This is a genomic window from Clostridium yunnanense, assembly GCF_016595795.1.
Classification (GTDB): Bacteria; Bacillota; Clostridia; order Clostridiales; family Clostridiaceae; genus Clostridium_AR; species Clostridium_AR yunnanense.
In genome coordinates, this window is the sequence record NZ_JAENHN010000009.1 from 1 (window position 1) to 25,375 (window position 25,375).

Genomic DNA, 25,375 nt, shown 5'->3' on the forward strand with positions numbered 1-25,375 from the left:
AGCTCCAACATCAAGGCCTCTTGTTGGTTGACATACTATTAGAAGTTCTGGATCCTTTGAGATTTCTCTCGCTACTATAAGCTTTTGTTGATTTCCTCCTGATAAAGCTGATGCTGAAACTTCATCGTTTGGAGTTCTTACGTCAAACTCTTCTATAAGCTTATTGCAATGCTTTCTGACTTCGTTATAGTTTAATACAATACCTTTGCTAAAAGGTTTATTTCTATGAATACCTAAGATTGAGTTTTCAAATAATGAATATTTAAGTATTAGTCCTCTTTTATGTCTGTCTTCAGGAACATGTCCAACGCCAGATTCCATAACTATTTTAGGTGTCTTGTTAAATATATCTTTACCATTAATAGTTACCTTTCCACTAGCTGCTTTTCTAAGACCAGTTAAAGCTTCTATAAACTCTGACTGTCCGTTACCATCTACTCCAGCTATACCAACTACTTCACCTGCATGTACTGTAAGATCAAGATTCTTAACTACAGGAAGTTTTCTATGATCGTTAGCATTTAAGTTTTCTATCTTAAGGATTTCACGGCCTACCTTTGCTTCAGCCTTTTCTACTACAAGATTAACTTTTCTACCTACCATTAGCTCTGCTAATTGGTCGATATTAGTATCCTTAGTATTTACAGTTCCAGTAACCTTACCTCTTCTTATTATAGTTACTCTATCACTCATCTTCATAACTTCCTTAAGCTTATGAGTGATTAGAATTACTGACTTACCTTGTGACTTTAGGTTGTCTATAATAACCCCAAGTTCATCTATTTCTTGAGGAGTTAGAACCGCCGTAGGTTCGTCAAGTATTAATATATCTGCTCCTCTATATAAAGCCTTAAGTATTTCTACCTTTTGCTGTTTACCAACTGTGATGTCTTCAATTACTTCATTTGGATCTATGTTGAAACCGTACTTTTTAGCAATAGCTTTAACATCCTCTATCGCTTTCTTCATGTCTACCTTTAAACCTTTTTTAGGTTCAATTCCTAGAACTATATTTTCTGCAACTGTAAAATTATGAACAAGCATAAAATGTTGATGCACCATACCAATTCCAAGCTTTATAGCATCGTTAGGGTTTGTTATCTTGGCTAACTGCCCGTTAACATATATTTCACCCTTCTCTTGTTGGTACAACCCATATAGTATGTTCATTAAAGTGGTTTTTCCCGCTCCGTTTTCACCTAGCAAAACGTGAGTCTCACTTTTGTTAAGATCAAAATTAACATCATCGTTAGCTATGGTTCCTGGGAATATTTTTGTGATGCCCTTCATTTCTACCACTTTTGTCATGACTGATACCTCCTAATCAAAACTTTTTTCTCTTAAAATTAATATTGATATGAGACTACCTATGTTTTAATTTCAAACCACAGACCCCTCAAGAGTTTAAAAAGATGTTTAATTATTTAACTTGTTCATCTTTACGCCATATAAATATATAAGATTTCTACATTATTAAAAACCTAAATGTATAACAACAAGAAATTCTTATATCATTAGGCTTAGGCATCTTAAATATTATCTATTATGTAAGTGTAGTTAAATATGTTATCGCTTACATATTTATATTAATATACAAAAACTCTACCGTCAATTATATTTTTATGGCATTTGTAAACAATTTCAATATGTAACCCTTGTAATTCTACATCTATCGACAAAATACTCTCGTGAAATTTATTCTAACATATTTTTTTAAACTAATAAAGTAACTTTATCATGTTAACTAGAGGAAATCTTAGCAAATAAACTAAATAGAAGAAAGTTATTAAAAAGCTATTATTTTGCATATATTTAAAGGTATTGTTGAAATTAAATCGTTATTCATCCGATGCTCTAATGAGCCTTCGCAAAGAATTAATATGGCATCTCCTGTATAACGATTTAATTCCAACCCTATACTTGAGCAAATCACTTATCTAAAACAACTTATATATGATAAAGCGCTTCCAAAGTAATAAATCAGCAAATAAAATCAACTTTATTAGTACATCAGCTAAAAAATGTTATATTTTTTTAAATAAAAATAAAGTTATCATATTAAAAGAAGAAACTTCTTTTAATATGATAACTTTCACAACATGTTGATTTTTATTTCTCTATATCCAACTTACTATTTTATCTATACTTTGTCTTGTCTTTGGTCTTGGATCGGCTTTTCTATATCCAAAGGCTACCATATATGATACTGTAAGACTTCCTTCTTCAAGTATACCTCTGCTATTTAGTACTTCTTCAACCTTATCCTTATTAAAGCCTTCTATAGGACATGAATCAATTCCTATTTGTGCAGCAGCAGTCATCATATTTCCTAAAGCAATATAAGTTTGCTTTGATGCCCAATCATTAAGTGCAGTGCTAGTTTCAAATAACTTAAAGTCATTTTCTTGAAAATCTTTTAGTCTTTCTCTCATCCCTTCTGCAACTTCAGCAGGAAGCTTCTTAACCTCCTCCATAAATTTCGAAATATATTCTGAGTCATACTTCATATCTTCATTTGTTCTTGAAAGAGCTACAATAAAATGACTAGCTGTTGGTAGTTGCCTTTGAGCCCCCCATGAAACTTTTCTTAATTCTTCTCTGAATTCAGGGTTTTGAACAACAACAAACTTCCAAGGTTCAAAACCAAAAGAGCTAGGAGATAATCTTGCTGTTTCTAATATAAAATCAAAATCTTCCTTTGATATCTTTTTGCTATCATCAAACTCCTTGCATGCGTGCCTAAAATCATATGCTTCTAATATTTTTGCTTTCATTGAATCCATTATGGTATTCCACCTTTCTAAATATATCTATTTTAGTAAATTATATTACACCTTAATCATATATTGAAGAATGCACATTTTTAATATATAATATACAATAATATACCTAGGTATAAAATTTATACTTAGTATCAAAAGTGATGTAAAGAGGTGTCTTATGAATACAGAAGAAACTTTAGCTATTGATCCACCTTGTCCCTCAACCAAGTGTGCAGTAGAGGCCACCTTAAATATCATAGGTGGAAAGTGGAAGGGAGTCATCCTATATAGACTCTTATACGGAAAGAAAAGATTCAATGAACTAAGACGAGATATGCCTAAAATAACTCATAGAATGCTCACACTACAACTTCGTGAGCTTGAAAGCGATGGACTTGTAAAAAGGACTGTATACGCAGAAGTTCCCCCAAAGGTTGAATACGAATTAACTGAACTCGGCTTAACTATAAAACCTATAATTAAAGAGCTGTACAACTGGGGAAATACCCATTTGGAATTAACATAAAACTTAATACATTTAAAATGGTACCTTATAATTTAGTACTAAATTATAAGGTACCATTAATTTCAATACAGCATTTAAGCTTAATTTAATTTCATGCTATCTTTAAGAATATTGTTGAAATTAAATAGTTATGCAGGAGATGCTATATGCGCAAGCAGTTTGCTTCTTTCACCTACATGATAAATTTTTAAATAGTGCAGTGGTCTTGTCATTGCCACATATAAAAGCTTTATATCTAGATCACTATCAGCGTACATATCATTCGAGGCATTGCAGATTATTACCATATCAAATTCAAGTCCTTTTACTAGGTAGGTTGGTATTATAACTATTCCTCCATTAAAGTCACTTTCTCCACCAGTAACCATTGAAGTATCTATGTTTAGACCATCTAACTTTTTCTTGAGTTTTTTACACTCCTCTAAGTTCTTGCAGATAAGAGCTAATGACTTATATCCTTTTTGTTTCCACAATTCTATGTCTGATCTTATTCTTAAGGACAATTCGTCAACACTACTTACCTTATCAACCTTTATAGGTTCACCGTGTCTTATAACAGGTTTGGCTAAAGGAAGCTGTTTACCTTTTAGATTCTTGATTACTTCAGTTGCACCGCTCATTATTTCAACGGTTGTTCTATAGCTTTGTTCTAAAGTAAGCATCTCAGCTTCTCCACCAAATATGCTTTTATTTACATATTCCCAATCCGTTGTACCCCTGTAGCTATAAATACCTTGGCATATATCGCCTAATATAGTCATTGAACTAGAACCTATTACTTCTTTAAGTACTAAGAATTGAAACACACTAAAGTCCTGTGCTTCATCCACAACTACATGCCTTAAATTTAATTTTTCTTCTAATCCATAAACCTTTAACTTTATATACATAAGTGGAGCTAAATCCTCTACGTCTATACTCTTGCTGTCTACGGAAAGAATAGTTTGCTCTGATAGTTTTGCTATAAGCCCTTCAGGTTTCCACTCTTTCAGCATCCTCATGAATTCTTTATAATATTCGCTAACACTAAGTGGTTTTATTTTTTCAAAATAATCTCTAACTAAGCTGCTCATTTTGGTTTTTGCTCTTTTTAGCACAAGATCTCTTTCATCTGCTATTTCAATTATCTTAGCTCTTCTTTCAGCACAGTCACCCATTTCTCTTCTTAGTTTGTTTATTCTCCAGTCATAATCTCTTTCAATAGTCTCAAGGATATCTTTTTTATTTAGTTTTAATTTGTTTGAAAGATGTTTTCTTATTTCGATTATTCTTTTTTCAAAAGGTAGATGATTATAACTACTTATAAAAAGTGATTTAATATCCCTATAAGAATATATAATGGTATCATGAATCTTAAAATCTGCTTTTGGAATATATTTAGATTCAACAAACTTTAGAAATTTATCTAACATAAGTTTGTATTCAATAGATGATTTGAAGGTACTTATTTTATTAACTTTAATATCTCCTTCAATTATATCTTTCAGTTTTTCAGAAGGTTCTTTTATATGAAACTTCTCTTCAATAATTTCTAATGCGAAGTCTTCGAAAGTATTCTGACGAACACTGTGAACTCCAAGTTCAGGAAGTACGTCTGAAATATAGCTTAGAAAAAATCTATTTGGTGCTATTATCATAAATCCATCTGAAGATACTGTCTTTTCATAATTATATAAAAGGTATGCTATTCTATGAAGTGCTATAGTAGTTTTTCCTCCACCTGCGGCTCCTTGTACCAATAAAGGTTTCCACATGTTAGCTCTTATAACTCTATTTTGTTCTTCTTGTATTGTAGATACAATGTCCTTTAATCTATTATCTTTTAAAGAATTTAGGCTTGCTTGTAGGAATTCATCATTTGTAGTTATATCAATATCATATATTTCTTGAATTTTTGACTTTTCAATACTGTATTGCCGCTTTAAGCTTATGTCACCTTTTATATTTCCATCCTCGCAATTATAGTGACCTTCCCCTAGTCTACCTTCGTAATAAAGAGTTGCAACAGGCGATCTCCAATCTATTATGATCATTTCATTAGTCTCATCATCAAGCAGTGAAGTCTTACCTATATAAAGTTGTTGAATCCTATCTTTATCTTTTTCTTTAAAGTCAACTCTTGCAAAGTAAGGTTTTTCTATGCTGCTTGCTAAACCTTTAGTTTTAAATTCTAAATTTTTCTGAAGCACATAATTTATAGATAATTCGTTGAACTGCTCTGCATTGTCTGAGTTATAATGAGATAAACCATATTCAACCTCTGTATCAACCTTATTCTTATGTGCCAATACTTTTTCATTATAGCTTTTAAGATATTTTAGAGTTAACTCTAGTCTTTGTATTTCCTTTTCATAATCAGGATGCTCTGTTCCTGCCATTCAACTCACTCCTTAAATTTTATTTGTGCCACATTGGTTAAGGTGTTCCTCTAAAGTAGTACCTTCATATATGTATTAACTGAGATACATAATATTTTATAGTAAATACTCGAAAAGATAAAACACTGATTACCATTATATTACACTCACTGATGCTGTTCCTTTCAATCAATTTGATTTTAACCATGTTTTTTCTAACTTTTTCTTCATTTATCTTGACAATATCTAGTTTTTTGTTTATAGTATAAATATAAATTAGAAAAAGATATTAGTGTGGTGTATTTGCACTTAAAATAATTTGTCAAATTCTGTCAGTTGCTAGAGATTAGGTTTCTCTAGTTTTTTTATTTTATATAAACTTTTTAATCCCCTATACACATACTACTTTAATGGTAAATCTATTTTTAGAGCTTGTTATCTTGAAACATAAATAAAATCCCTACTCAATTACACATAGGAGAATACATAATGAAGAGATTTAAGAAAATATATATCGAAATCACTAATGTGTGCAATCTATCTTGTGAATTTTGTCCACAGACAAAAAGAAAAGCAGAAACTATTACTGTGGATAAGTTCAGCGAAGTTCTGGATAAAATTAAAGGTCATGGCGATCACATATATCTTCATGTAAAAGGAGAACCTCTGCTCCATCCTCAATTAGAGCAATTGTTAGATGTTAGTTATGAAAAAGACTTTAAGGTTAATATAACTACAAATGGAACTTTGATTAATAAGGTGAGCGAAAAGATAATAAACAAGCCTTCTTTAAGACAAATCAACTTTTCATTGCATAGCTTTGATGGTAACGAAACTTCTAACGACAAATATTCTTATGTAACTGATATATTGTCTTTTACAAAGGAAGCGATAGATAAGTCAAATATAACTGTATCCTTAAGACTTTGGAATCTTACTGAAGATAACACTATAAACCTAAAAAATAAAAGAAATAATTACATATTAGAAATGATTGAAGACTTTTTTTCATTAGACTACAAGATAGAGGAAAAAGTCATTCCTGCTAGAGGTATAAAGATCAAAGAAAGAGTTTATCTAAATCAAGGCTCTGAGTTTAAGTGGCCTGATACAAAACTAGAAGGCGAAGATGATTTCGGTTTTTGCCATGGACTTAGAAATCAAATAGCCATATTAGTTGATGGCACTGTAGTTCCTTGTTGCTTAGATGGTGAAGGAGTAATGAATCTCGGAAATATATATGCTGCTAATTCTCTTAACGATATAGTAGAAGGCGAGCGCGCTTTAAATATATTCAACGGTTTTTCTAACAGGCAAGTGAAAGAAGAACTTTGCAGGAAGTGCGATTATAGAAGGCGTTTTAGTAAATAAAGTAATTCTTAGATTTGATATTATGACATTAAAGTCCTTTGCTATACTACAATTACTAACTTAACAATTAAGCGGAAAAGTCTCTTATTAGTATCGAGATTTTTCCGCTTAATCATTTTTTAGTTTAATCTGCATTTTTAATATTCTGGTCCTCTGTTTCAAGTCTTAGCTCCATATATACGTAATTTATTATTTATAAATAGAATTAAAGTCACTTTTCACAAATTAGTACGTTATATAATATAGGAAATGGATTGGAGGAATAGTTGTAATGGAGGACATCGAACTAGTTTTGAAAGTTAAACAGGGCGATATGAAGGCCTTTGAATTGTTAATAAAAAAATATAATATTAACTTAAGCAGATATGTCTTCAGTATCGTAAATGATTTCGAAAACACTAATGATATTGTTCAAGAAACATTTATAGCTGTATATCAAAAAATAGATACATTCAATAAAAATTATAGTTTTTCTGCTTGGTTATATAAAATTGCAAAAAACAAGTCTATAGATTTCATTAGAAAAAGTAGTAAATACACCCTAGCCAATAATGAATTAAGTAAAAACTTAGACACCATCGGTACCTCTTTAGATGACAACATTAATTTTCATGAAACAAAGAAGTTAGTTGAAAAGTTTATACAAAAGCAAAACTTTATTAACAAAAGAATACTCTACTTAAAATACCAAAATGAAAAAATGACTTTTAAAGAAATTTCTGCAATTCTGAACCTTAGTGAATATGCCGTAAAAAAAAGATACTATACTATGCATAAGCAATTTATTAAATTTGCAGAAAAACACATAAAAGGTGGTGTAGTTTATGGATTGTAATTTCTTTAAAAAAAGTGTAATTTCTCATATTGATCAAATAGATAATCTAGTACTTTCGGATGATCATATAAAGCATCTAGATACATGTGAAAGTTGTTCTAAAGAATTTAATTCACTTATATATTCTCATAATGCTTTTAAATCAGCTCTCAATGAGAATCCCGTAAATTTCACAGATAATACAGAGCACATAATGTCAAGTTTAAATAGTGTTATTAAAGCTAAAAATAATAAGAAAAAGTTAATAAGAACCTCACCACTAGTTTCTTCAAGCATATTAGCTGCCTTAATAATTATTTGTATAATTTCGATATTTAAAATTTTTAGCAATGAGCTAAAAAACAATATTTATAACAACAAAACCACCAATACTATAAGTAATGATTCCTCTATGCTTTATGATGTTATTCTTAGCAATAAGAACTTTGTTATGTTTGGAAATAGCAATATCATAAGCTATTATTCATACGAAAAAGGATTATTAAATTCCATAGATATCAATAAACTTAATATGAATTCCACTAAGAATAAACCTTTAGTTAGCAGTAGCCCAAACGGAAAGTATATCTTTCTTTTTTCTATTGATAATAACAAAAGTATATTAATAGATACTATCAAAAATAAGACCTATGATTTAGCTATATCACTCAAATATAATAGTGAAGCTTTACTTTCTAATTTAGCCTCAAGTAATTTTATTATAGATACTTCAATAGTAAAATGGTCAGATAATGACGAGTACTTAGCTGTATTAAGCGATTATAACTTATTGAAACATCAAATTTTTGATTTAAATAATTTAGATAGTAAGACTTCTGTTGAATTATCAGCAGATACTACAAGCTTGGAGCTAACCAATTCTGGTAATGTAGTAACACATGATTATATATTTATAAACACTAATGATACCTACGATAAAAAATTAAAAATTGGTGATTTAGTTGAAAAAGATCCATATTCAATGCATCTAGATACCTTTACCGTTAACGATAGAATATTGCTACTATCTAAAAATAATAAAACTAACATGTATACATTATTAGAATACTTAAACGGTTCATTTGTCAAAATTGCCGACTTAGGAAAGTCTACTGATCTTCAATTTAATCATACTTCTAATTACAATAGTGACAATATCTACTTAGAGGAAATAAACTTCTCTGATTTAATTTCATTGCACACATTCAATCTAAATACAAAGCAAATTAATAATATAAGTATTCCGAAGAATTTAAAATTCACGTATGATATAGCTAGTCCCACAGGTAAATACTGGTTAAATTACCCTTACACAGCAAATGAAACAAATAGAATTATTCAATTAAATAATTCTTCAATTATTTCATCAAACGGCTTAGTTAATCTAGATATAAGTGCTTCAGGCCTAATTGGTATAAAAGATGATAATACTATAGTATTTATAAAAAGCCTAGAAAAACCGAATAAATATACTATAAATGAATTTAATTTAAGTAATAAAAAAATTAATACTATATACAAAAGTAAATAGCTTTAAAATTTATCACCATAATTTTCACATAAAAATAGAAAAGAGATGATACAAATCTATTTGCACACTCTTTTTAAACTTCAACAATATATTTAAAAACTAAAAATTAGAGGAAAACTATATAAAGAGGCTATTGTAAGTGAACAACTTCAGTTCAACTACAGTAGCCCATTTATTTCTATCTCATTTGTTTTTCATACTAAATAGCACTTTGAATTCTCTAATTAAAGAATATATCGACACCACTACGATCAATATTATGCCAAATAGCTTTGATACTCTGTATAGGAAGGTAGATATTATTATAGCCATTCCGATAAGAGCAGGAGGTATAGCAATCTCATTTATAAGCTTATCTTTTTCCTCTATGTCTTCTGCAGTTATATTATCATTTACCTTTGAAAAACTTTTGTTCCCTATCCCTACTAGATAACTTAGTAAAAGTAGTACAAATCCTACTGCGATCAGAATATACTCATATCCCTCCATCTACACTCCTCCGACGACATTGATAAATAAAACTGTATAACTATAAGTTAATTAAAAATCAAATTTATCATGGTTATACTTACACCGTTATATAACCTCCTACAAACCTGAATTATATTTTATTATATGTTTATTAAATGACTAATATATTAATTTATAAAAAAGTCGCTGAAGTGAGCTCTTTTAACTCATCTGCCTTTCTGAATGTATATGGAGAAACTTACAAGACAGATAAATTTATTTTTTACTGTATAGCAAAAAATAGCTAATGAATTCAATAAATGATTTCATTAGCTATTCCTATATTATATATTATTCATTTTGTAATAAACTATGTTTTCTTCCGTAAGTAAAGTAAACTATAAGACCTATTATAAGCCATACTGCAAACCCAATCCATGTTTTAGCCTGTAGTCTTGAAAGAAGATATAAACAGCATATAACAGTTATTATAGGTGTAAACGGAACACCTGGACATGTAAATATTCTGTTAAAGTTAGGCATTCTCTTTCTAAGCACTATTACACTTAAAGATACCACTATAAATCCTAATAGAGTTCCTATACTTAAGAATTGAACTATTATATCAAGCGGAAGTAATCCTGCTATAATAGCAGCAACAGTACCAGTTATTATAGTAGATAAATATGGTGTTTTGTGAACCGGATGAACCTTTGAGAACAACTTAGGTAAAAGCCCATCTCTAGACATAACCATGAAAACTCTTACTTGACCATAAAGTACAGCTAAAAGTGTAGATATCATACCTATAACTGCACCAGTACCAACTAAAGCTGATCCCCAGTTAATTCCTACTCTAGCCAAAGCTCCTGGCACTGCATTTTCAGAAATTATTTCTTTAAATGGAACCATCCCTGTAAGTACAGCTGCAACCGATATATAAAGTAAACTTACTACAACAAGACACATTATTAGCCCTAAAGGTATATCTCGTTTTGGATTTTCCGCTTCTTCCGCTGCAGTCGAAATAGCATCAAATCCTATGTATGAGAAGAAGATAGTAGCTGTACCAGCAAATATTCCTTTAAGTCCATAAGGATTAAAAGGCTTATAGTTGGCTACATCTATATGTGTAACTCCTAGTCCAACAAATAGAATTATGATACATATCTTAATTCCAACCATTAAGTTGTTTATTTTTGCACTTTCTTGCATTCCATAACACAAAAGTGCTGTTATTAAAACAATTATAAGTACAGCAGGCACGTCAATTATTCCACCTTTACTTGGTGAAGCTGCTAAAGCTTTAGGTATATTTACTCCTAAATTAGCTAATATTCCTTGGAAGGTTCCTGACCATCCTGAGGCAACAGCACTACAAGCAACTAGATACTCAGCAGTTAAACACCACCCTATAATCATAGCTACTATTTCTCCAAAAGTAATATATGCATAAGAATATGTACTTCCTGCTACAGGAAACATAGTTGCAAGTTCCGAATAGCTAAGTCCACATAGACATGCTACTACTGCAGCTATAATAAATGATATAATTACCGCAGGTCCAGCGAGATGAGCGCCTTCTCCGGTAGCTACAAATATACCAACTCCTACAACAGCTCCAATCCCTAATGCGGCAATATCTTTAGCCTTTAAGTTCTTTTTAAGACCAGTCTTAACTGCTCCTTCAAGCATCTGCTCTGCTGTCTTTTTCTTGAAAATATTCATTAAAATCCTCCTTAATAGGCCCCAAAACAAATAATTTATTAATAAATAACAATATTTACTGAAAATTTGTCATCCCGTTAATATATTATATAGTAAATTATAAACATTTCAAATTATATTCCTTTTGTTTAGCAGGATTTTTATTATATATCATCATTTTCCGCTAATTTCCCCTAAATTTCTTACATAAATTTAAAAATAGTTAATTTTATATATGATTAAGTATAAATAAGGAATATTTTTCTGTTTCATTTTAACAATCTATTATTTTAACAACATTTTATATTATTGTTTTTGGCAATATATCAAATTAACTTCTATCAATTAGCAAATTTATATTTTGCATACTATTAGGATGTTTTACTACCATAAAAGGTACATTAAATATATTCATAATGATTGCCAAAAAAATCAATGCTATAATCCATGTTAGCAAAGGTTTTCTATAATGGAGCGCTATTAAGGGAAATTGCACAGTATTATGTAATAATGACCACCATATACTCCAGCCGTTGGAATATACTATTATTCCAGTTATTAAATCAACTGCTTCTATAAACATATAAATTGCTACCCACATAACAATGTAGATAATTTGGAAATATACTCTTTTAGGATAATGACTTAAGAATAATAAAGTTGTAGGAAAAAATATACCAAATATTAATAACAACTCATCAAGAGAAGGCACTAAAAAATTTGTTGGAAACTCCCATAATACTTTATCGTGAAAAACAGCAATATAAATTAAATCTCCAAAACCGAAAAAAAGCATAGTAGGGTAATACCTCTGCCATCTCTTCCAATCTCCCCATCTATACGCACTAATAAGAAATATGGAAAGTGGTATAATTCGCAATAATATAAGTTTCATTCGATATCACCTTTATCCTTAGTAGTAACTTTCTGTATTATAGTATTTCTAAAAGATTTTTTAATTAATCAGTATCTTTTAAATATAATTCTAAACAATACAAGATAACATTGTTACTTAAAGATCATCTGCATTATGCTCAAAATTAAAAAATCATGCATTCATAGAACTTAGTAAAATGTACCTTGTCTCCAAGTTATCCTAAAATCCTATGGAATGCATGATTCCTATTCGTTAAGTCCATATCAAACTTATATAGTTTGAATTATTTTATTTGTATGCTGCTGCTCCTATAACCTCTCCACTTTCAGCATCTATATATAGCATCATCGATCTCTTATCATCAGATCCCTTTGCAACCCATGCTAATCTACAGTAATCTTCTTCACTATACACTGCAGTAGGGTTCTCCTTCATATAACTTTCTGAATATATTAGATCTCCATTGTTTGGCACCACTATCTCCAATTTTGGTATTTGGAAGTTGGACACCCCTTTGTCATGACCAACTCCTGCATAATATGTTTTTACTTTATCTTCTGAAATCAGTATATTATTGGACTTATCAGTAAAAATTAGCGGTTTATAGAAAGACACTATTCCTCTAAGGGTTCCGTCAGAATTTAATATTATTCTTACAGAATTATAGGGATTATATATGGTTTTATCATTAACATGTATTGATTGTGAAAAATCAGCACATATGGATCCATCAGTATTGATTACTGATGCATTGTTCTCAAATTCTGTTGGAAAACCTAAATGTTTGTAGTAATCAGAAGCTTTATTTCTTAGGCTTTGCTCACTCAAACTTTTGTTACTTTTTGCTGAATTCACTGTATCATATCCAATAACCTTGCCACTTTGAGCGTCTACTTTCACAGTAGAATGTTCAAACTTAAGTTCATAAGTGGGCTTTACATAGTTAGTTTCTTTGTCTTTAGTGATTATATTCTTCATAGTTTCATCTGAGTTGAAATATCTTTTAATAAAATCTTTTGCATTATCCAAGGCTTGTTGTGTAGATATATTCTTATCATCATTCTCCTTACAGGTCTTAATAATGTTCTGCAGGTCATCTTTTTCACTAATCCAAGCGCCAACAATATTATTATTGTATATAAGTGTTATTAATAGTCCTTTATTGGTATTATTCTTCTCTATATTTACAGCATAAAGTGCTAATTTTTTGCCCAAGTATTTTTTAAAGTCATACCCAAACTGCTTAGAAAGTCCATTTATCTTTTCTAATTCTAAGGTATCACCAATATTTACATTATTTATAAACTCATCAAAAGTCTTTGGAAGACGAATATTCATATTTATAGCACTGCTTTTTACAATATTATACCCTTGCTTTTTTGAAAACTCCTCTACTGCTTTCTCATAAACTGATAAATCATTGCCTTTAAACACTTCAACCTTTTCATCACTCTTATCTTCAAGCTTTTTTTGTGAGGTTCCCTTCGTTATATTAAAAGAATCCATAAAAGATGATTTTAAAACTGCAAACTCTCCAACTATTACAAAAAGAAGTATGCTGGCTACTAATATCTTTATTGTCTTACTCCTTTTATACTTAAATATATTCTGTTCCTCAGTAACAACTTCACAAGCTAAATTGTCTTTAACCTTCTCCATCATTTCAAAAGTAGGGAAATCTATATCCTCATAGACATCTATATCAGTGATCTGATCTTTAACATCTCTATACTCTCTCTCGAAGTCTTCATATGAGCTAATAAGCTTTTTTCTCATAATCAGCACCTCCTTCTAGCTTATTATTTAGATACTTAAGCGCACGTCTTAATCTTGTTTTTACTGTAGATTCATTGGTAGAGGTTATCTTGCTTATCTCACTTATTTTCATATTATAAAAATATCTAAGCATTATAACTTCTTTCATATCAAGGCTAAGAGCATCTATAGCCCTCTTTAAATACTCTTTATTTTCTTCTCTCTCAAGCTTTTCTAAGGAATTATTACTACACTGATCCTCAATATCTAAATTGATGTCGTAAACTTGTAGCTTTTCTCTACTTTCCTTTCTAAAATAGTCTTTTACCGAATTAGATGCTATCGCTAATAGCCAAGCTTTTAATTTATCTTGATGCTTGTATTTCTTAATTGATCTTATAGCTTTAATAAACACTTCTTGAGTCAAGTCATAAGATATATGGTAATCCTGTGTAAGCTTGTACACAAAAGAATAAATTATCTTATAGTATTTATTAACCAAAAAATCAGCCGATTCTCTATCTCCCTTAATAACAGCCTGTATTAGCTGTTCATCATCTATAATCATCTCAATACCCCTTTTAAAATCAGTTTTACTTCATCTCATTTATGTTTTATAAAAAATCTAATATGTATTTACTTATCTCACATATATAACGTAATTAATTATAGAAAGGTTTCACCTGTTTGTAAATTTTTCACTCTATCAATAAAATTTACTCTTGCATCTATCAGATTATAGTTTTCTAAATGAAAAAATCCGCTACTGCGGATTTTTAGAAAATCAATTATTAAAACTTTTTAGCCATTATTATCGCTTCTGCGAAGGGTTCATCTATATTTTTTATCTCTTTTAGATGTCCTTGGAATATCTCTACTGGGTTTTTAGTTGCTTTTGCTTCATTAATATTATTGCTACTATTCTTTATATTTTTATCCTTCATCATAAAATTCTCCTTTTCTAAAAATATCTATACATGAGATACTTTATTCTTTCCGGTTTTTTTAGATTCGTATAGAGCTTCATCTGCCAATTCATATAGTCTTTTTATATCTCCTGTACTCTCAGGAAAGCTAGCAGTTCCTATAGATACAGTCACATATATCTCATGCTCATTTGACAAGATAAAACTATGCTTCTCTATATTAGTTCTTATCTTTTCAGCTATTTTTATAGCATTATCCTTCCCACAATCAAGAAGAATAACTGTAAACTCTTCTCCACCATTTCTAGATATAACATCGAAGGATCTGCTACTAGCTTTTAATATACTTGCAACTTCCTTTAAAACTATATCTCCATTGTTATGTCCATAAGTATCATTAACTCCTTTAAAATTATCTATATCTATGACTAATATAGAAAGTTTTTCATCCTTATCAACAGCATTAGCTGCCAGTTGCTTTAGAACCTTATAAAACTGTCTTACATTGTTTACTCCAGTGAGAAAATCTTGTGTAGATTCCTTCACTAACCTTACATAGAGTTTATTCATCATAAAACAATATTCTAGATAACTAAAGGTTATTGCTGACACAACAGTAGATGCTATTATAAATATACTTAAAATAAACTTAAAATCTTCTCTATAGAAATGATTTATTACTAACACTATGCTAGCCGCCACTGTATTGAATAAAGTGCAATAAGTCCACTTCTGCCAATCTCTAAGCCTATTACTAGCTATAACCCAACACCCAATACTAGTTATTATAGTTAATATTACTCCGTATATTGATCCTACATTAACACCAAAATATATTATTCTGAAAACTGCAGTCATAATACTGCATACATATAGTGATATTCCTCCACCATGAATAACTGCAATCATTATTGCTATATTTCTAAAATCAATAACTGAACCATTATAAATGATGAAACCAAAATACATTAGTGCAATGGACAAAAGCCCTGTAAGGAAACCGAAAGTTAATTGATGAGTATAAGGATTTGCTTTTAAATGATCATACTCCTTTCTTAGCTGTGTGCCTAAACTTATGGCACTTATCAGTATTGAAAGGTTTACTATTAATTCTTTGATCACATAAAAACCTCCTTTCACTCTAAAGTAACTGATTGTAGCATTTATAAAAGTTTTATTTTATTATTTGAATACAGTCACTTATTTATGTATCCACTGATACTAGACTCTAAACTTGGTAAATGAATAATTGAATTTATTATTAAAGTTCAAAAATAAAAATTAAAACGACAAAAAACTGTCTAAAGGTAATATTTCTACTTCTAGACAATTTTTTATATATAGTCCAATTCCATCTAATAAAACTAAGTGATAGTTCTTCTAACTCTTAATGGTTATAGTATTATAGAATATATATTCTATTTGGAACTGGTTTATCTATAATAAGTAATTTCTATTATTTGACCTGGATTACATATAACTTTTTGACTATTTATAATAAATTCATTGGATTTTTTGTTTATATCATCTGCTTTAATTGTTATTTGGTTTTTTGTAATATTTACAGAGTACTTTTGTCCATAATGTACTACTCTAAACTTTAAAGAAACCCAACCTTCTGGTAATTTAGGATTTATAGTTATCTGTCCTTCTCTGGCTTTAACTCCTCCAAATCCTAAAACTGCAGTCATCCAAGCTCCACCATTTGATGCAGGATGTGTTCCTCCAATATAAAGAGTTCCAACATATTGTTTAGAATCCCCTGTTAAATCAATTGTAGCTGTCTTTAGAAAATACTTGTATGCCCAATCAACTTTACCGAGATCAGCAGCTAGAAGTGCATAAACACAGGCACTTAAGCTAGATCCATGCTCAGTCTGAGGTTCATAATACTCCCAGTTACTCTTCTTAACTTGCTCTGAGTATCTGTCTTTAAACAAATTTAAAGCTAGTACAACATCTGCTTGCTTAAGTATTTTAGTAGTCGTAGCTAATCCATTACCACCGCCTAAATACTCATTTGGGTCTATAATTCTCTCTTTTAATTTTTCAAGGCTTACATTTTCTAATCGCTCATATCCATCAAATTGTTCTATTATACTTGTTTCTTTATCAGGGCTAGGAATATATAACTTTTGAAACATATCTTTAAATTTATCTATTTCTTCTTCAAAACTAATTGCCAAGTTTAGATTTATATATTCGTTTTCATATTTATCACTTAGGAGCCTAATAGCTGATAATGCGGCCTCTAAGGTATACTTAACCATTATACTCGTATATGCATTGTTATTTACTCTTTCGTGATATTCATCTGGACCAGTAACATCTAATATTTCATATCTGTTTTTATCCATATTAAAATAAGCATAAGAATAGAAGAACCTAGCACATTCAATTATTGTTTCTGCCCCACCTTCAACAAGGAGGCTTTCATCTCCTGTAGCAACATAGTACTGCCATATAGCGTACGCAACATCTGCGCTTATATGAACTTGCTTATCTCTAAAGTAAGTCCTCATAGGTCTTCCAGTAAATACGTCTGTAACATTAAAATAAGTACATGCATCATCACCAGTATCCTGGCTTTCCCAAGCATAAAATGCTCCTCTATATCCATAATCAGCTGCTTTTCTTCTGGCACCATCTAAAGTATTACATCTATATTTTAATAAATTTCTAGCTATTTCAGGCTTTGTATTTAAGAAAAATGGCAACATGAATATTTCTGTATCCCAAAATATAGCACCTTTATAGACTTGCCCTGAGAGTCCTCTTGCTGGTATTGAGGTCTTGTCTGTATGAGTTGGTGCAATAATCATTAAATGATATATACTATATCTTAGTGCTAACTGAGAATAATCATCTCCTTCAATCTCCACATCAACATCATTCCATCTCTGATCCCATAATTCCTTATTCACTTCTAATAATTTATCATATCCAAGATTAGCTGCAACCATATTTGACTTAATTGCTGCACTTACACAATCCTCAACTTCGTCTCTATCCTTAAATACAGACACATATTTTACAAAGGTATATTCTTTATCAGCTTCAATATTTGATGATATTTCCCTAAGTGAATTATAGCTATTACTATTATAAACCTCGCTACCAAAATCAATTTCAATTCTTTCAGCCACTGCTAAAGAATTTTTATTTTCATTGGTAATTGCATGCAATATGCAATTCTCCTCATGCTGATATGTTTCTACATTTATGAGGTGTGGCCCATTTATATCCCACACCTGTCCATCAATTCCTGTTTCAATTGATATATCACATGGTTTTGATGCCTTAATCGAGTATTTCATACATACAAGATGCAGATTATATAAGCTTAGAAATCTTTCTGCCTTTACTTCAACCTTTATTCCACTACTGGTGATAAACTTAGTATATCTTCTATGTGTTGAACTTCTTATATTAAGCTCTTGCTCATGCTCCTCTATATCACCACTAAGAACACTAAGTAATTCTCCATTACAATATAATCTTGTAAACAGTCCATTTGGTGCATTGACCGGTTCCCTCCATTTGTCGCCTACCTTATCATATAAGTCAGATAAATTACAAGCAACTAATTGCTCCTTTGAGAATTCCTCCATAGTGCCACGATAGCCCATATAGCCGTTTCCAATGAGAAATTTATTACCATTAAGTTCAATTTTATCCTTATCAAATCCACTTTCTTTTATTAACCACTCCACAATATCACCTTCCTATAAAATACTTGTTTTATCCTCTTGCAACCACAGGAATCTCCAGCTTTATTCCTTCCTTATCTATTTCATACTCTATTCCATATACATTAATATTAACTTCTGTTCCCTCAACCACCCTTGCTCTTACATCTGTTTTATCTACTAAAATTTCTACAACAGTTCCTTTGTACAAGATTCTAAAAGAGTAACTGTTCCAGGATTTTGGTATAGATGGATTAAGCTCTATCTTCTCACCATCAGATTTTAAACCACCAAATCCATAAACAATATTTACCCATGCTGCTGCTATGGAAGTAGTGTGCAAGCCTTCATTGGTATTTCTATTGTAATTATCTAAATCCATTCTTGTTGCAAAGTTAAAAAAGTCGAAGGCTTCTTCATGTTTATTAAGTTCTGATGCAAATATTGAGTGTATTGATGGCGAAAGTGAGGATTCATGTATACATCTTGGTTCGTAGTACTCATAATTCACCTTTTTGCTTTCCTCTGAGAACTCACTTCTAAAAAGAAACATAAACATAAGCACGTCTGGTTGTTTTATCATATCATTCCTATATATCCTGTCATAAGACCAATTGTTATATAGAGGGAACTCCTCTACAGGAATACTATTTATATCTACATGTGGAAGATTGAAATATCCTTCATGCTGTTCATATATCCCTGTTTCTTTATCCAAAGTTATCTTCATTTTGCTTGCCATGCTTGACCACGCTTGCAATTCATCATCTAATAAATCAACCTTTTTTATTAATCGTGATAAACCATCTGGACAGTTAATCTTCATATCCTTTATCACATCAAGGGTATAATCAAAGGTTTTCTTTGCCATATAGTTTGTATAACAATTATTGTTGACCATCATCTGGAACTCGTCTGGACCCATAACTCCGAAATATCCATACTCTCCTGTCTGTCCACTCCAATCACCTCTAGTTGCTAAATATCTACATATCTGCACTAACATCTCACAGCCTTTATCATATAAAAATGCCTTATCATCTGTAAGCTTAACATAGTGAAATACTCCATAAGCTACTGCAGTACTTGGCTGCATTTGAAGACTTGCATGTTGCCATAAAGAGCAGGCTTCCTTTCCATTTAAGGTTGCTATAGGATAGCAAGCTCCCTCACAATCTAATTGTTTAGCTCTTTCAATCGCCATAGGCAAAGTATTATATCTATACTCTAGTAGATTTTTAGCTGCTTTAGGATTGTTAAAGATGTAAAAAGGCAGACAGTATGTCTCTGTATCCCAGAAAGTATGTCCGTTATAAGCCTCTCCAGTTAAGCCCTTTGCTCCAATGTTAAGTGAAGGATCTTCACCATGATAAGTTTGATGCATTTGGAAAATGCAATATCTTATACCCTGCTGATTATCCATATCTCCATCTATTGTTATGTCAAACTTATCCCAAACCTTTGTCCAATAATCTATGTGCTTTTCCTTTTCTTTCTCATAGCATATGTTATCAAAATTATTTACTAGTTTAGATGCTTCTTTAATTACTTTATCAACTTCAATCTCTTTTCTTTTTTCTACGTAATTAAGTACAGCTTTATCTATTTTTGTTTCAATCCCTTGTGTTCCATTTATGATAAGCTCATATCCTATAAAATCTTCATTTTTTATAACTTTACCTTCATGGATATTATCTAACGATATATTAGAAGCTGAAAATACCTTTTGCTCGGTGAAGGAAGTTTTACCAAGTATATATATATAATCCTCTAGTGCTTCTCTCTCAATAGTTGTCCAATATTTCTTTGCTGTAGTTTTTTGAATCACATTAAAATCAAGACCCATGACAACCTTTACTTGGCCATCGAAGTTTAGCGGCTTAATAGTTATTCTTTGAAATCCATATCTCGGGCTATCCATACTAACAAATCTCTCAAAATCAAGTTTCAAATGTTTTTCACTACTTGTTTTCCATATAAAGCTACGATTTAAGATTCCAGTTTTTAAATCAAGTATTCTTTTATATTCATCAAATTCACTTGATGATAAGTCTAATAATTCATCATCAACATAAATTCTTGTATATAGCCAATTGATAGAATTAAGCATAAAATGAGTATCTCTTACTATACCTTTATAGTGTAAAGCTGATGTTTCCCTAGTTTCTTCATATACTCCATTAAAATAAGATCCTACGAACTCACCTTTTTTATAACCTTCCTCAAAATATCCTCTTACCCCCATGTACTCATTTCCTAAAGAAAAAATTGATTCCGATACATTACATCTCTCTGAATCAAACCCTTCTTCAATTATCCTCCATGGATCTAATTTCAAGTACTTATCTGCATATTTCTGCATATTTTCTACTCCTCCTATATTCAATCCTATACTTATAAAAATCTAATTTTACTTATTATTTATTTAGCTGCACAACTTAGTAATAAAATTAATATATTTTCAGCAACATTGTTTAAATTAAGTGGTTATGCAGGAGATGCTATATGAGCAAGCTATTAGAATTAAATGATTTTGGCAGATGGAATGGCTCTAAAAAATTGCTAATCGCTCTTTATTAGTAATTTTTTTACGCATCTGCCTTTTCTGAACGTACGTGAAGAAATTCTGGCAGGCGATATATTTTCACTTTTTACTTTTAAAATCAGATAGCATTTTTTATTTCATTAAATTTACAATATAAAACCTTTATAGAATTCATAGATTTTTAAAAAGTAAAACTGTACTGTTCGAACGTAGTGAGTTTACAGTTTTAGCCATGGAATTTGACAGAATCATATTAATTCTTTGCGTAAGCTCATTAAAGCATCGGATGCGTGACCACTTAATTTAAACACGGTGTTTTGCTAGTATTCAATTATGATTAAATTATAGGTTTTATAAATATTTGAGTATAGGTTGTAATTCTGCTAAATAGTTTCTAATAATGCTGAGTTTAATTATATGTAGTGAATTCTTATTAATGATTTGTTAGAATATATTTGAGATAGTGTCTATAAAGATGTACCACTTCGATCCGAAATCTATTTTAAAAACTCTCACGGGTTCTGGTGAGAGTCTTTAAAATAATAAATTCTATTACGAAGTGGCACATCATAAATGTATACGTTTTAATATTGTAGTAAGTAAGGGGTGGGGTTACTATGTATTCAATGTTGATTTTAGATGATGAGTATATTGTCAGATATGGAATTAGAGAAACAATTGATTGGAATGAATACTCCATTGAGATAGTTGCAGATGCTGATAACGGAAAAACCGGTTTAGAATTAGCTCTTAAGTTCAATCCTGATATTATAATAACTGATATCAGAATGCCCGAGTGGGACGGCCTAGAGTTTTTAAAGGCTATAAAAGCTTCTAATATAGACTGTATAGTTATTATTTTAAGCGGCTACGAAGAATTTGAATATGTTCGTACAGCCCTTCACAGCGGAGCCTTCGCATATTTATTAAAACCTATTGATAATAATGAGCTTATAAAAACCGTTTTAGATGGAATTAAAGAGTTGGACAAGAGACGAAATAAACAAAAACAGTATTCATTGTTAGAAAGTGAACTTCCAAATGTAAAACAGCTGTTTTTGAATAACCTCATTACAGGCAAACTTACCGATTTAGATGAAATAAAAGAAAAACTTAAACTATATGGCATTTATATATCCCCAAATAATAACTATGTATTATTCTTAACAGTAAATTCAAGTGATGATATTCTCAAATCTTCAGATAAAGATACGATTAGTTTGATTCGAAACACCTTGACTAGCTTAATCTCAAAATATCTAAATGATGGTAATATCAGTTATGTGTACACAGAGACTTCTGATTTAAAGTGGACTATAATTTTGAGTCATCCACATATAGAGAACGCAGTTAAGGCAATAAAGAACTCTGCTAAAAAAATCATTTATGAGTTTGAGCAAATTACCACACTTACATGCTGTGTAGGAGTAAGTAATGTATGCAAAGATCTATCAATCGTCCACACTGCTTGTGAAGAAGCCGAAAAGGCTGTAAACAATAATATGTTCACTGATATAAACCGCATATTAAGCATTGATGGAATAGAAAACAATATGTCTTCAAGGAAGATTAATGAAGCTATAAAATATATAACCTCAAACTATAACAAGGATATTTCAGTAGATGATGTGGCAAACGCATTGTATATAAGTCCTTCTTATCTGATGCATCTTTTAAAAGACAATATAGGTAAAACCTTCAACGAATGTCTAAAGGAAGCTAGAATAAATGCTGCTAAAGAGTTGTTGGTTAATCCAAAATATAAGGTTTACGAAGTATGTTATAAAGTTGGATATAATGATATAAAATACTTTAGTCAGGTATTTAAACGTTCTACAGGAATGACCCCTAGCGAATATTCCAAAAAGGCTCATATTTATTAAAACATAGACCTTCTTCAGTTATGGGTTGAATAACTAAGGAAGGTCTTTATGCACTACTATATTAAAAACAGGATATGATTAAGATTATTATTGAAATTAAGTGGTTATAAAGGAGATGCTATATGAGCGAGCTATTAGAATTAAATGATTTTGTCAGATGTAATGGCGTTAATAAACTGTACTGTTCGAACGTAGTGAGTTTACAGTTTTAGCCATGGAATATGAGAAAATCATATTAATTCTTTGCGTAAGCTCATTAAAGCATTGGATGTATAACCACTTAATTTCAACATAGTGCCTTAACATTACCTAAAAATAGTATAAACTATTCCTTTATGCTACCTTCCATTGCTCCTGCAGTGATCTGCTTTTGGAAAAGTATAAATAAAATTATAGGTGGTATTATTGCCAGGGTAATACACATCATAAGCTGATCTGGTGTCATCTTTCCACCTTGACGAGCTACAAATAACTTAACCATAACAGTGAAACTACTATCCTTCTTTAAAACTAAGTAAGGAAGAAGAAAATCAGACCATGCAGCATTAACTGCATACATACCGATAACCATGTTTATAGCTTTACTTAATGGTGCCACTATCTTGAAGAATATCTGAAAATCTGAACATCCATCTAACCTAGCAGCTTCAATAAGAGATGTTGGAATTGACTTAAAAAATGTTATATACAGTATAACGTAAAATGCATTTGCTCCTGCCACGAACCATAGTGGAGTGATTTGATTGTTTAAATGCAAGGCTACTATATTCTTAAATACTGGAACTAAACTAGTAGTTGCCGGTATCATTAAACTTATCATAACTAAAGCATGAATAACTTTACTTCCTCTTGGTTTAATTATGGCTATTACATAAGCAAGTAAACCATTAAAAACTATTGCACAAACTACACTACCTACAACAGATATTAAAGAATTCTTGTAATATTTTATGAAATCAAGCTTATTCCAAGTGTCAGCCAATCTTTCTGGATGAAACTTATCTGGCCAAAAAGTTGGTGGTTGTCTAAAAAACTCTTCTTGTGATTTAAAGCTTGATAGCATTACCCATAATGGTGGCACAATTGAAGCTATCACTATAACAAAGCATATTACAATCATAATCATATATGCAGTTTTTACTGGTTTTCGCTTTAGATCAAAGGTAGTTATAGCACCATAGCTTTTATTACTTATTTTCGATTTTAACATTTGGCCTCTCCTTTCTATTCCTCACTGTTTCTGTTAAGAAGATTATATACACAAGTTAACGCTATAAGTATTATAGCTATAATAACACTTAATGCTGTTGCTTGAGCTATCTTCATATCTTGGAATGCATATTTGTAATTTAACTGCATTAGAGAAATAGAAGCATTATTAGGTCCTCCACCTGTCATTACCATTGGTTCATACAATACTTGGAATACCGCTATAATTTGAAGTATAAATAAAGTTTTACAAGTACTAAATAATCCTGGAATGGTTATATAAAAAATCCTTTGCCATATTCCTGCACCATCCATAGCTGCAGCTTCATAGTGTTCTTGATTTAAGCCTTGTAATCTTGCAAGATAAACTAAAGCCGTTGACCCTGCACCCTTCCAAGTCATTGTAATTACTATTAAAAGAATAGTCCACTTTGGATCTTCTAACCACTTATGCGGTTCCACTCCAAACTTACTTAAAAAAACATTTAATATACCGTTTCCACCAGGAGTCATAATTAAAGACCACATCATAACAGTAGCTACCCCTGGAACAACGTTAGGAAAATACATCCCAACTCTAAATAACGATTTAAAATACACGACTTCATTTAATAAAATTGCCATTATTATAGGAACTAAAAATCCTACTACTAAAGACCAAAAAATATAAACAAAAGTATTACTTAAAGCCTTCATAAACACTGGATCTTGAAATACATTTATGTAGTTTTTAAATCCTACAAAAGCTACAGGATTAAACCCCTGTGTGCTATAAAATGATAGTTTAAGACTTTGAAGAATAGGTACCCATACGAAAAAAGCAAATAACACCAATGATGGAATCATTATTATCCATCCTGAGATATCTTTTCGCCATACATTTTTGCCGATTTTTCTACTTTTTATTGGTGTTTGTGTAGCAAGTTTCATGGCATCATCGACTCCTTTCTTTATTCTTTATATGGATGTACCA

19 protein-coding genes are annotated in these 25,375 nt (G+C 30.6%); 5 read left to right on the forward strand and 14 right to left on the reverse strand.

The window, feature by feature from the left end; all coding sequences use genetic code 11:
• A partial coding sequence (locus JHL18_RS03040; RefSeq protein WP_200266161.1) for an ABC transporter ATP-binding protein occupies nt 1-1,308 on the reverse strand: 1,308 nt, incomplete at its 3' end.
• 809 nt (nt 1,309-2,117) lie between these two features.
• Complete coding sequence (locus JHL18_RS03045) at nt 2,118-2,783, reverse strand: NAD(P)H-dependent oxidoreductase (protein ID WP_200266162.1); 666 nt, start codon at nt 2,781-2,783, stop codon at nt 2,118-2,120.
• Nucleotides 2,784-2,940: 157 nt separating this feature from the next.
• Between JHL18_RS03045 and JHL18_RS03050 the strand changes: the two genes are divergently transcribed.
• Nucleotides 2,941-3,288 (forward strand): winged helix-turn-helix transcriptional regulator, encoded by a 348-nt coding sequence (locus JHL18_RS03050; protein ID WP_200266163.1) that lies wholly within the window; start codon nt 2,941-2,943, stop codon nt 3,286-3,288.
• A gap of 128 nt (nt 3,289-3,416) precedes the next feature.
• Here JHL18_RS03050 and helD read toward each other — a convergent pair whose 3' ends face one another.
• Nucleotides 3,417-5,666: an RNA polymerase recycling motor HelD gene (helD, locus tag JHL18_RS03055; RefSeq protein WP_200266164.1), complete on the reverse strand. Its 2,250-nt coding sequence runs from the start codon at nt 5,664-5,666 to the stop codon at nt 3,417-3,419.
• A 468-nt stretch (nt 5,667-6,134) separates the two neighbouring features.
• On the opposite strand from helD, the gene JHL18_RS03060 reads away from it, so the two are divergent.
• The 3 genes from JHL18_RS03060 (at nt 6,135) to JHL18_RS03070 (ending at nt 9,361) form a co-directional block, all read left to right on the forward strand.
• Nucleotides 6,135-7,016 (forward strand): radical SAM/SPASM domain-containing protein, encoded by an 882-nt coding sequence (locus tag JHL18_RS03060; RefSeq protein ID WP_200266165.1) that lies wholly within the window; start codon nt 6,135-6,137, stop codon nt 7,014-7,016.
• Nucleotides 7,017-7,287: 271 nt separating this feature from the next.
• Nucleotides 7,288-7,851: an RNA polymerase sigma factor gene (locus JHL18_RS03065; RefSeq protein WP_200266166.1), complete on the forward strand. Its 564-nt coding sequence runs from the start codon at nt 7,288-7,290 to the stop codon at nt 7,849-7,851.
• Nucleotides 7,841-9,361, forward strand: coding sequence for a hypothetical protein (locus JHL18_RS03070; RefSeq protein WP_200266167.1), 1,521 nt, complete (start codon nt 7,841-7,843; stop codon nt 9,359-9,361). Before JHL18_RS03065 ends, JHL18_RS03070 begins: the two co-directional genes overlap by 11 nt.
• 183 nt (nt 9,362-9,544) lie before the next feature.
• Here the strand turns inward: JHL18_RS03070 and JHL18_RS03075 are convergent, their stop codons facing one another.
• The 9 genes from JHL18_RS03075 to JHL18_RS03115 all read right to left on the reverse strand — a co-directional run bounded on the left by JHL18_RS03075 (nt 9,545) and on the right by JHL18_RS03115 (nt 21,127).
• Nucleotides 9,545-9,850 carry a hypothetical protein gene (locus JHL18_RS03075; protein ID WP_200266168.1) on the reverse strand — a complete coding sequence of 102 codons (306 nt, stop codon included), beginning with the start codon at nt 9,848-9,850 and terminating at the stop codon, nt 9,545-9,547.
• A 312-nt stretch (nt 9,851-10,162) separates the two neighbouring features.
• Nucleotides 10,163-11,539, reverse strand: coding sequence for an amino acid permease (locus JHL18_RS03080; RefSeq protein WP_200266169.1), 1,377 nt, complete (start codon nt 11,537-11,539; stop codon nt 10,163-10,165).
• A gap of 310 nt (nt 11,540-11,849) precedes the next feature.
• Nucleotides 11,850-12,413, reverse strand: coding sequence for a CBO0543 family protein (locus tag JHL18_RS03085; protein WP_200266170.1), 564 nt, complete (start codon nt 12,411-12,413; stop codon nt 11,850-11,852).
• Nucleotides 12,414-12,683: 270 nt separating this feature from the next.
• Nucleotides 12,684-14,171 carry a PepSY domain-containing protein gene (locus tag JHL18_RS03090; RefSeq protein ID WP_200266171.1) on the reverse strand — a complete coding sequence of 496 codons (1,488 nt, stop codon included), beginning with the start codon at nt 14,169-14,171 and terminating at the stop codon, nt 12,684-12,686.
• On the reverse strand, nt 14,152-14,718 hold the full coding sequence (locus JHL18_RS03095; protein ID WP_200266172.1) for an RNA polymerase sigma factor: 567 nt from the start codon (nt 14,716-14,718) through the stop codon (nt 14,152-14,154). Before JHL18_RS03095 ends, JHL18_RS03090 begins: the two co-directional genes overlap by 20 nt.
• Before the next feature lie 223 nt (nt 14,719-14,941).
• A complete protein-coding gene (locus JHL18_RS03100; protein WP_200266173.1) occupies nt 14,942-15,097 on the reverse strand; it encodes a hypothetical protein in 156 nt (51 codons plus the stop codon).
• 24 nt (nt 15,098-15,121) lie between these two features.
• Entirely contained in the window at nt 15,122-16,198 is a 1,077-nt protein-coding gene (locus tag JHL18_RS03105) for a diguanylate cyclase (RefSeq protein WP_200266174.1), read from the reverse strand.
• Nucleotides 16,199-16,509: 311 nt separating this feature from the next.
• Nucleotides 16,510-18,789, reverse strand: a complete 2,280-nt coding sequence (locus JHL18_RS25780; RefSeq protein WP_200266175.1) for a glycoside hydrolase family 65 protein — start codon at nt 18,787-18,789, stop codon at nt 16,510-16,512.
• Between the two features lie 28 nt (nt 18,790-18,817).
• Nucleotides 18,818-21,127 carry a glycoside hydrolase family 65 protein gene (locus JHL18_RS03115; RefSeq protein ID WP_200266176.1) on the reverse strand — a complete coding sequence of 770 codons (2,310 nt, stop codon included), beginning with the start codon at nt 21,125-21,127 and terminating at the stop codon, nt 18,818-18,820.
• Between the two features lie 800 nt (nt 21,128-21,927).
• Here JHL18_RS03115 and JHL18_RS03120 point away from each other — a divergent pair.
• Nucleotides 21,928-23,193: a response regulator gene (locus JHL18_RS03120; RefSeq protein WP_200266177.1), complete on the forward strand. Its 1,266-nt coding sequence runs from the start codon at nt 21,928-21,930 to the stop codon at nt 23,191-23,193.
• Between the two features lie 325 nt (nt 23,194-23,518).
• Here JHL18_RS03120 and JHL18_RS03125 read toward each other — a convergent pair whose 3' ends face one another.
• Together JHL18_RS03125 and JHL18_RS03130 are read right to left on the reverse strand one after the other, a co-directional pair.
• On the reverse strand, nt 23,519-24,403 hold the full coding sequence (locus JHL18_RS03125) for a carbohydrate ABC transporter permease (protein ID WP_200266178.1): 885 nt from the start codon (nt 24,401-24,403) through the stop codon (nt 23,519-23,521).
• A 14-nt stretch (nt 24,404-24,417) separates the two neighbouring features.
• Nucleotides 24,418-25,332: a carbohydrate ABC transporter permease gene (locus JHL18_RS03130; protein ID WP_200266179.1), complete on the reverse strand. Its 915-nt coding sequence runs from the start codon at nt 25,330-25,332 to the stop codon at nt 24,418-24,420.
• Between the last annotated feature and the right edge of the window lie 43 nt (nt 25,333-25,375).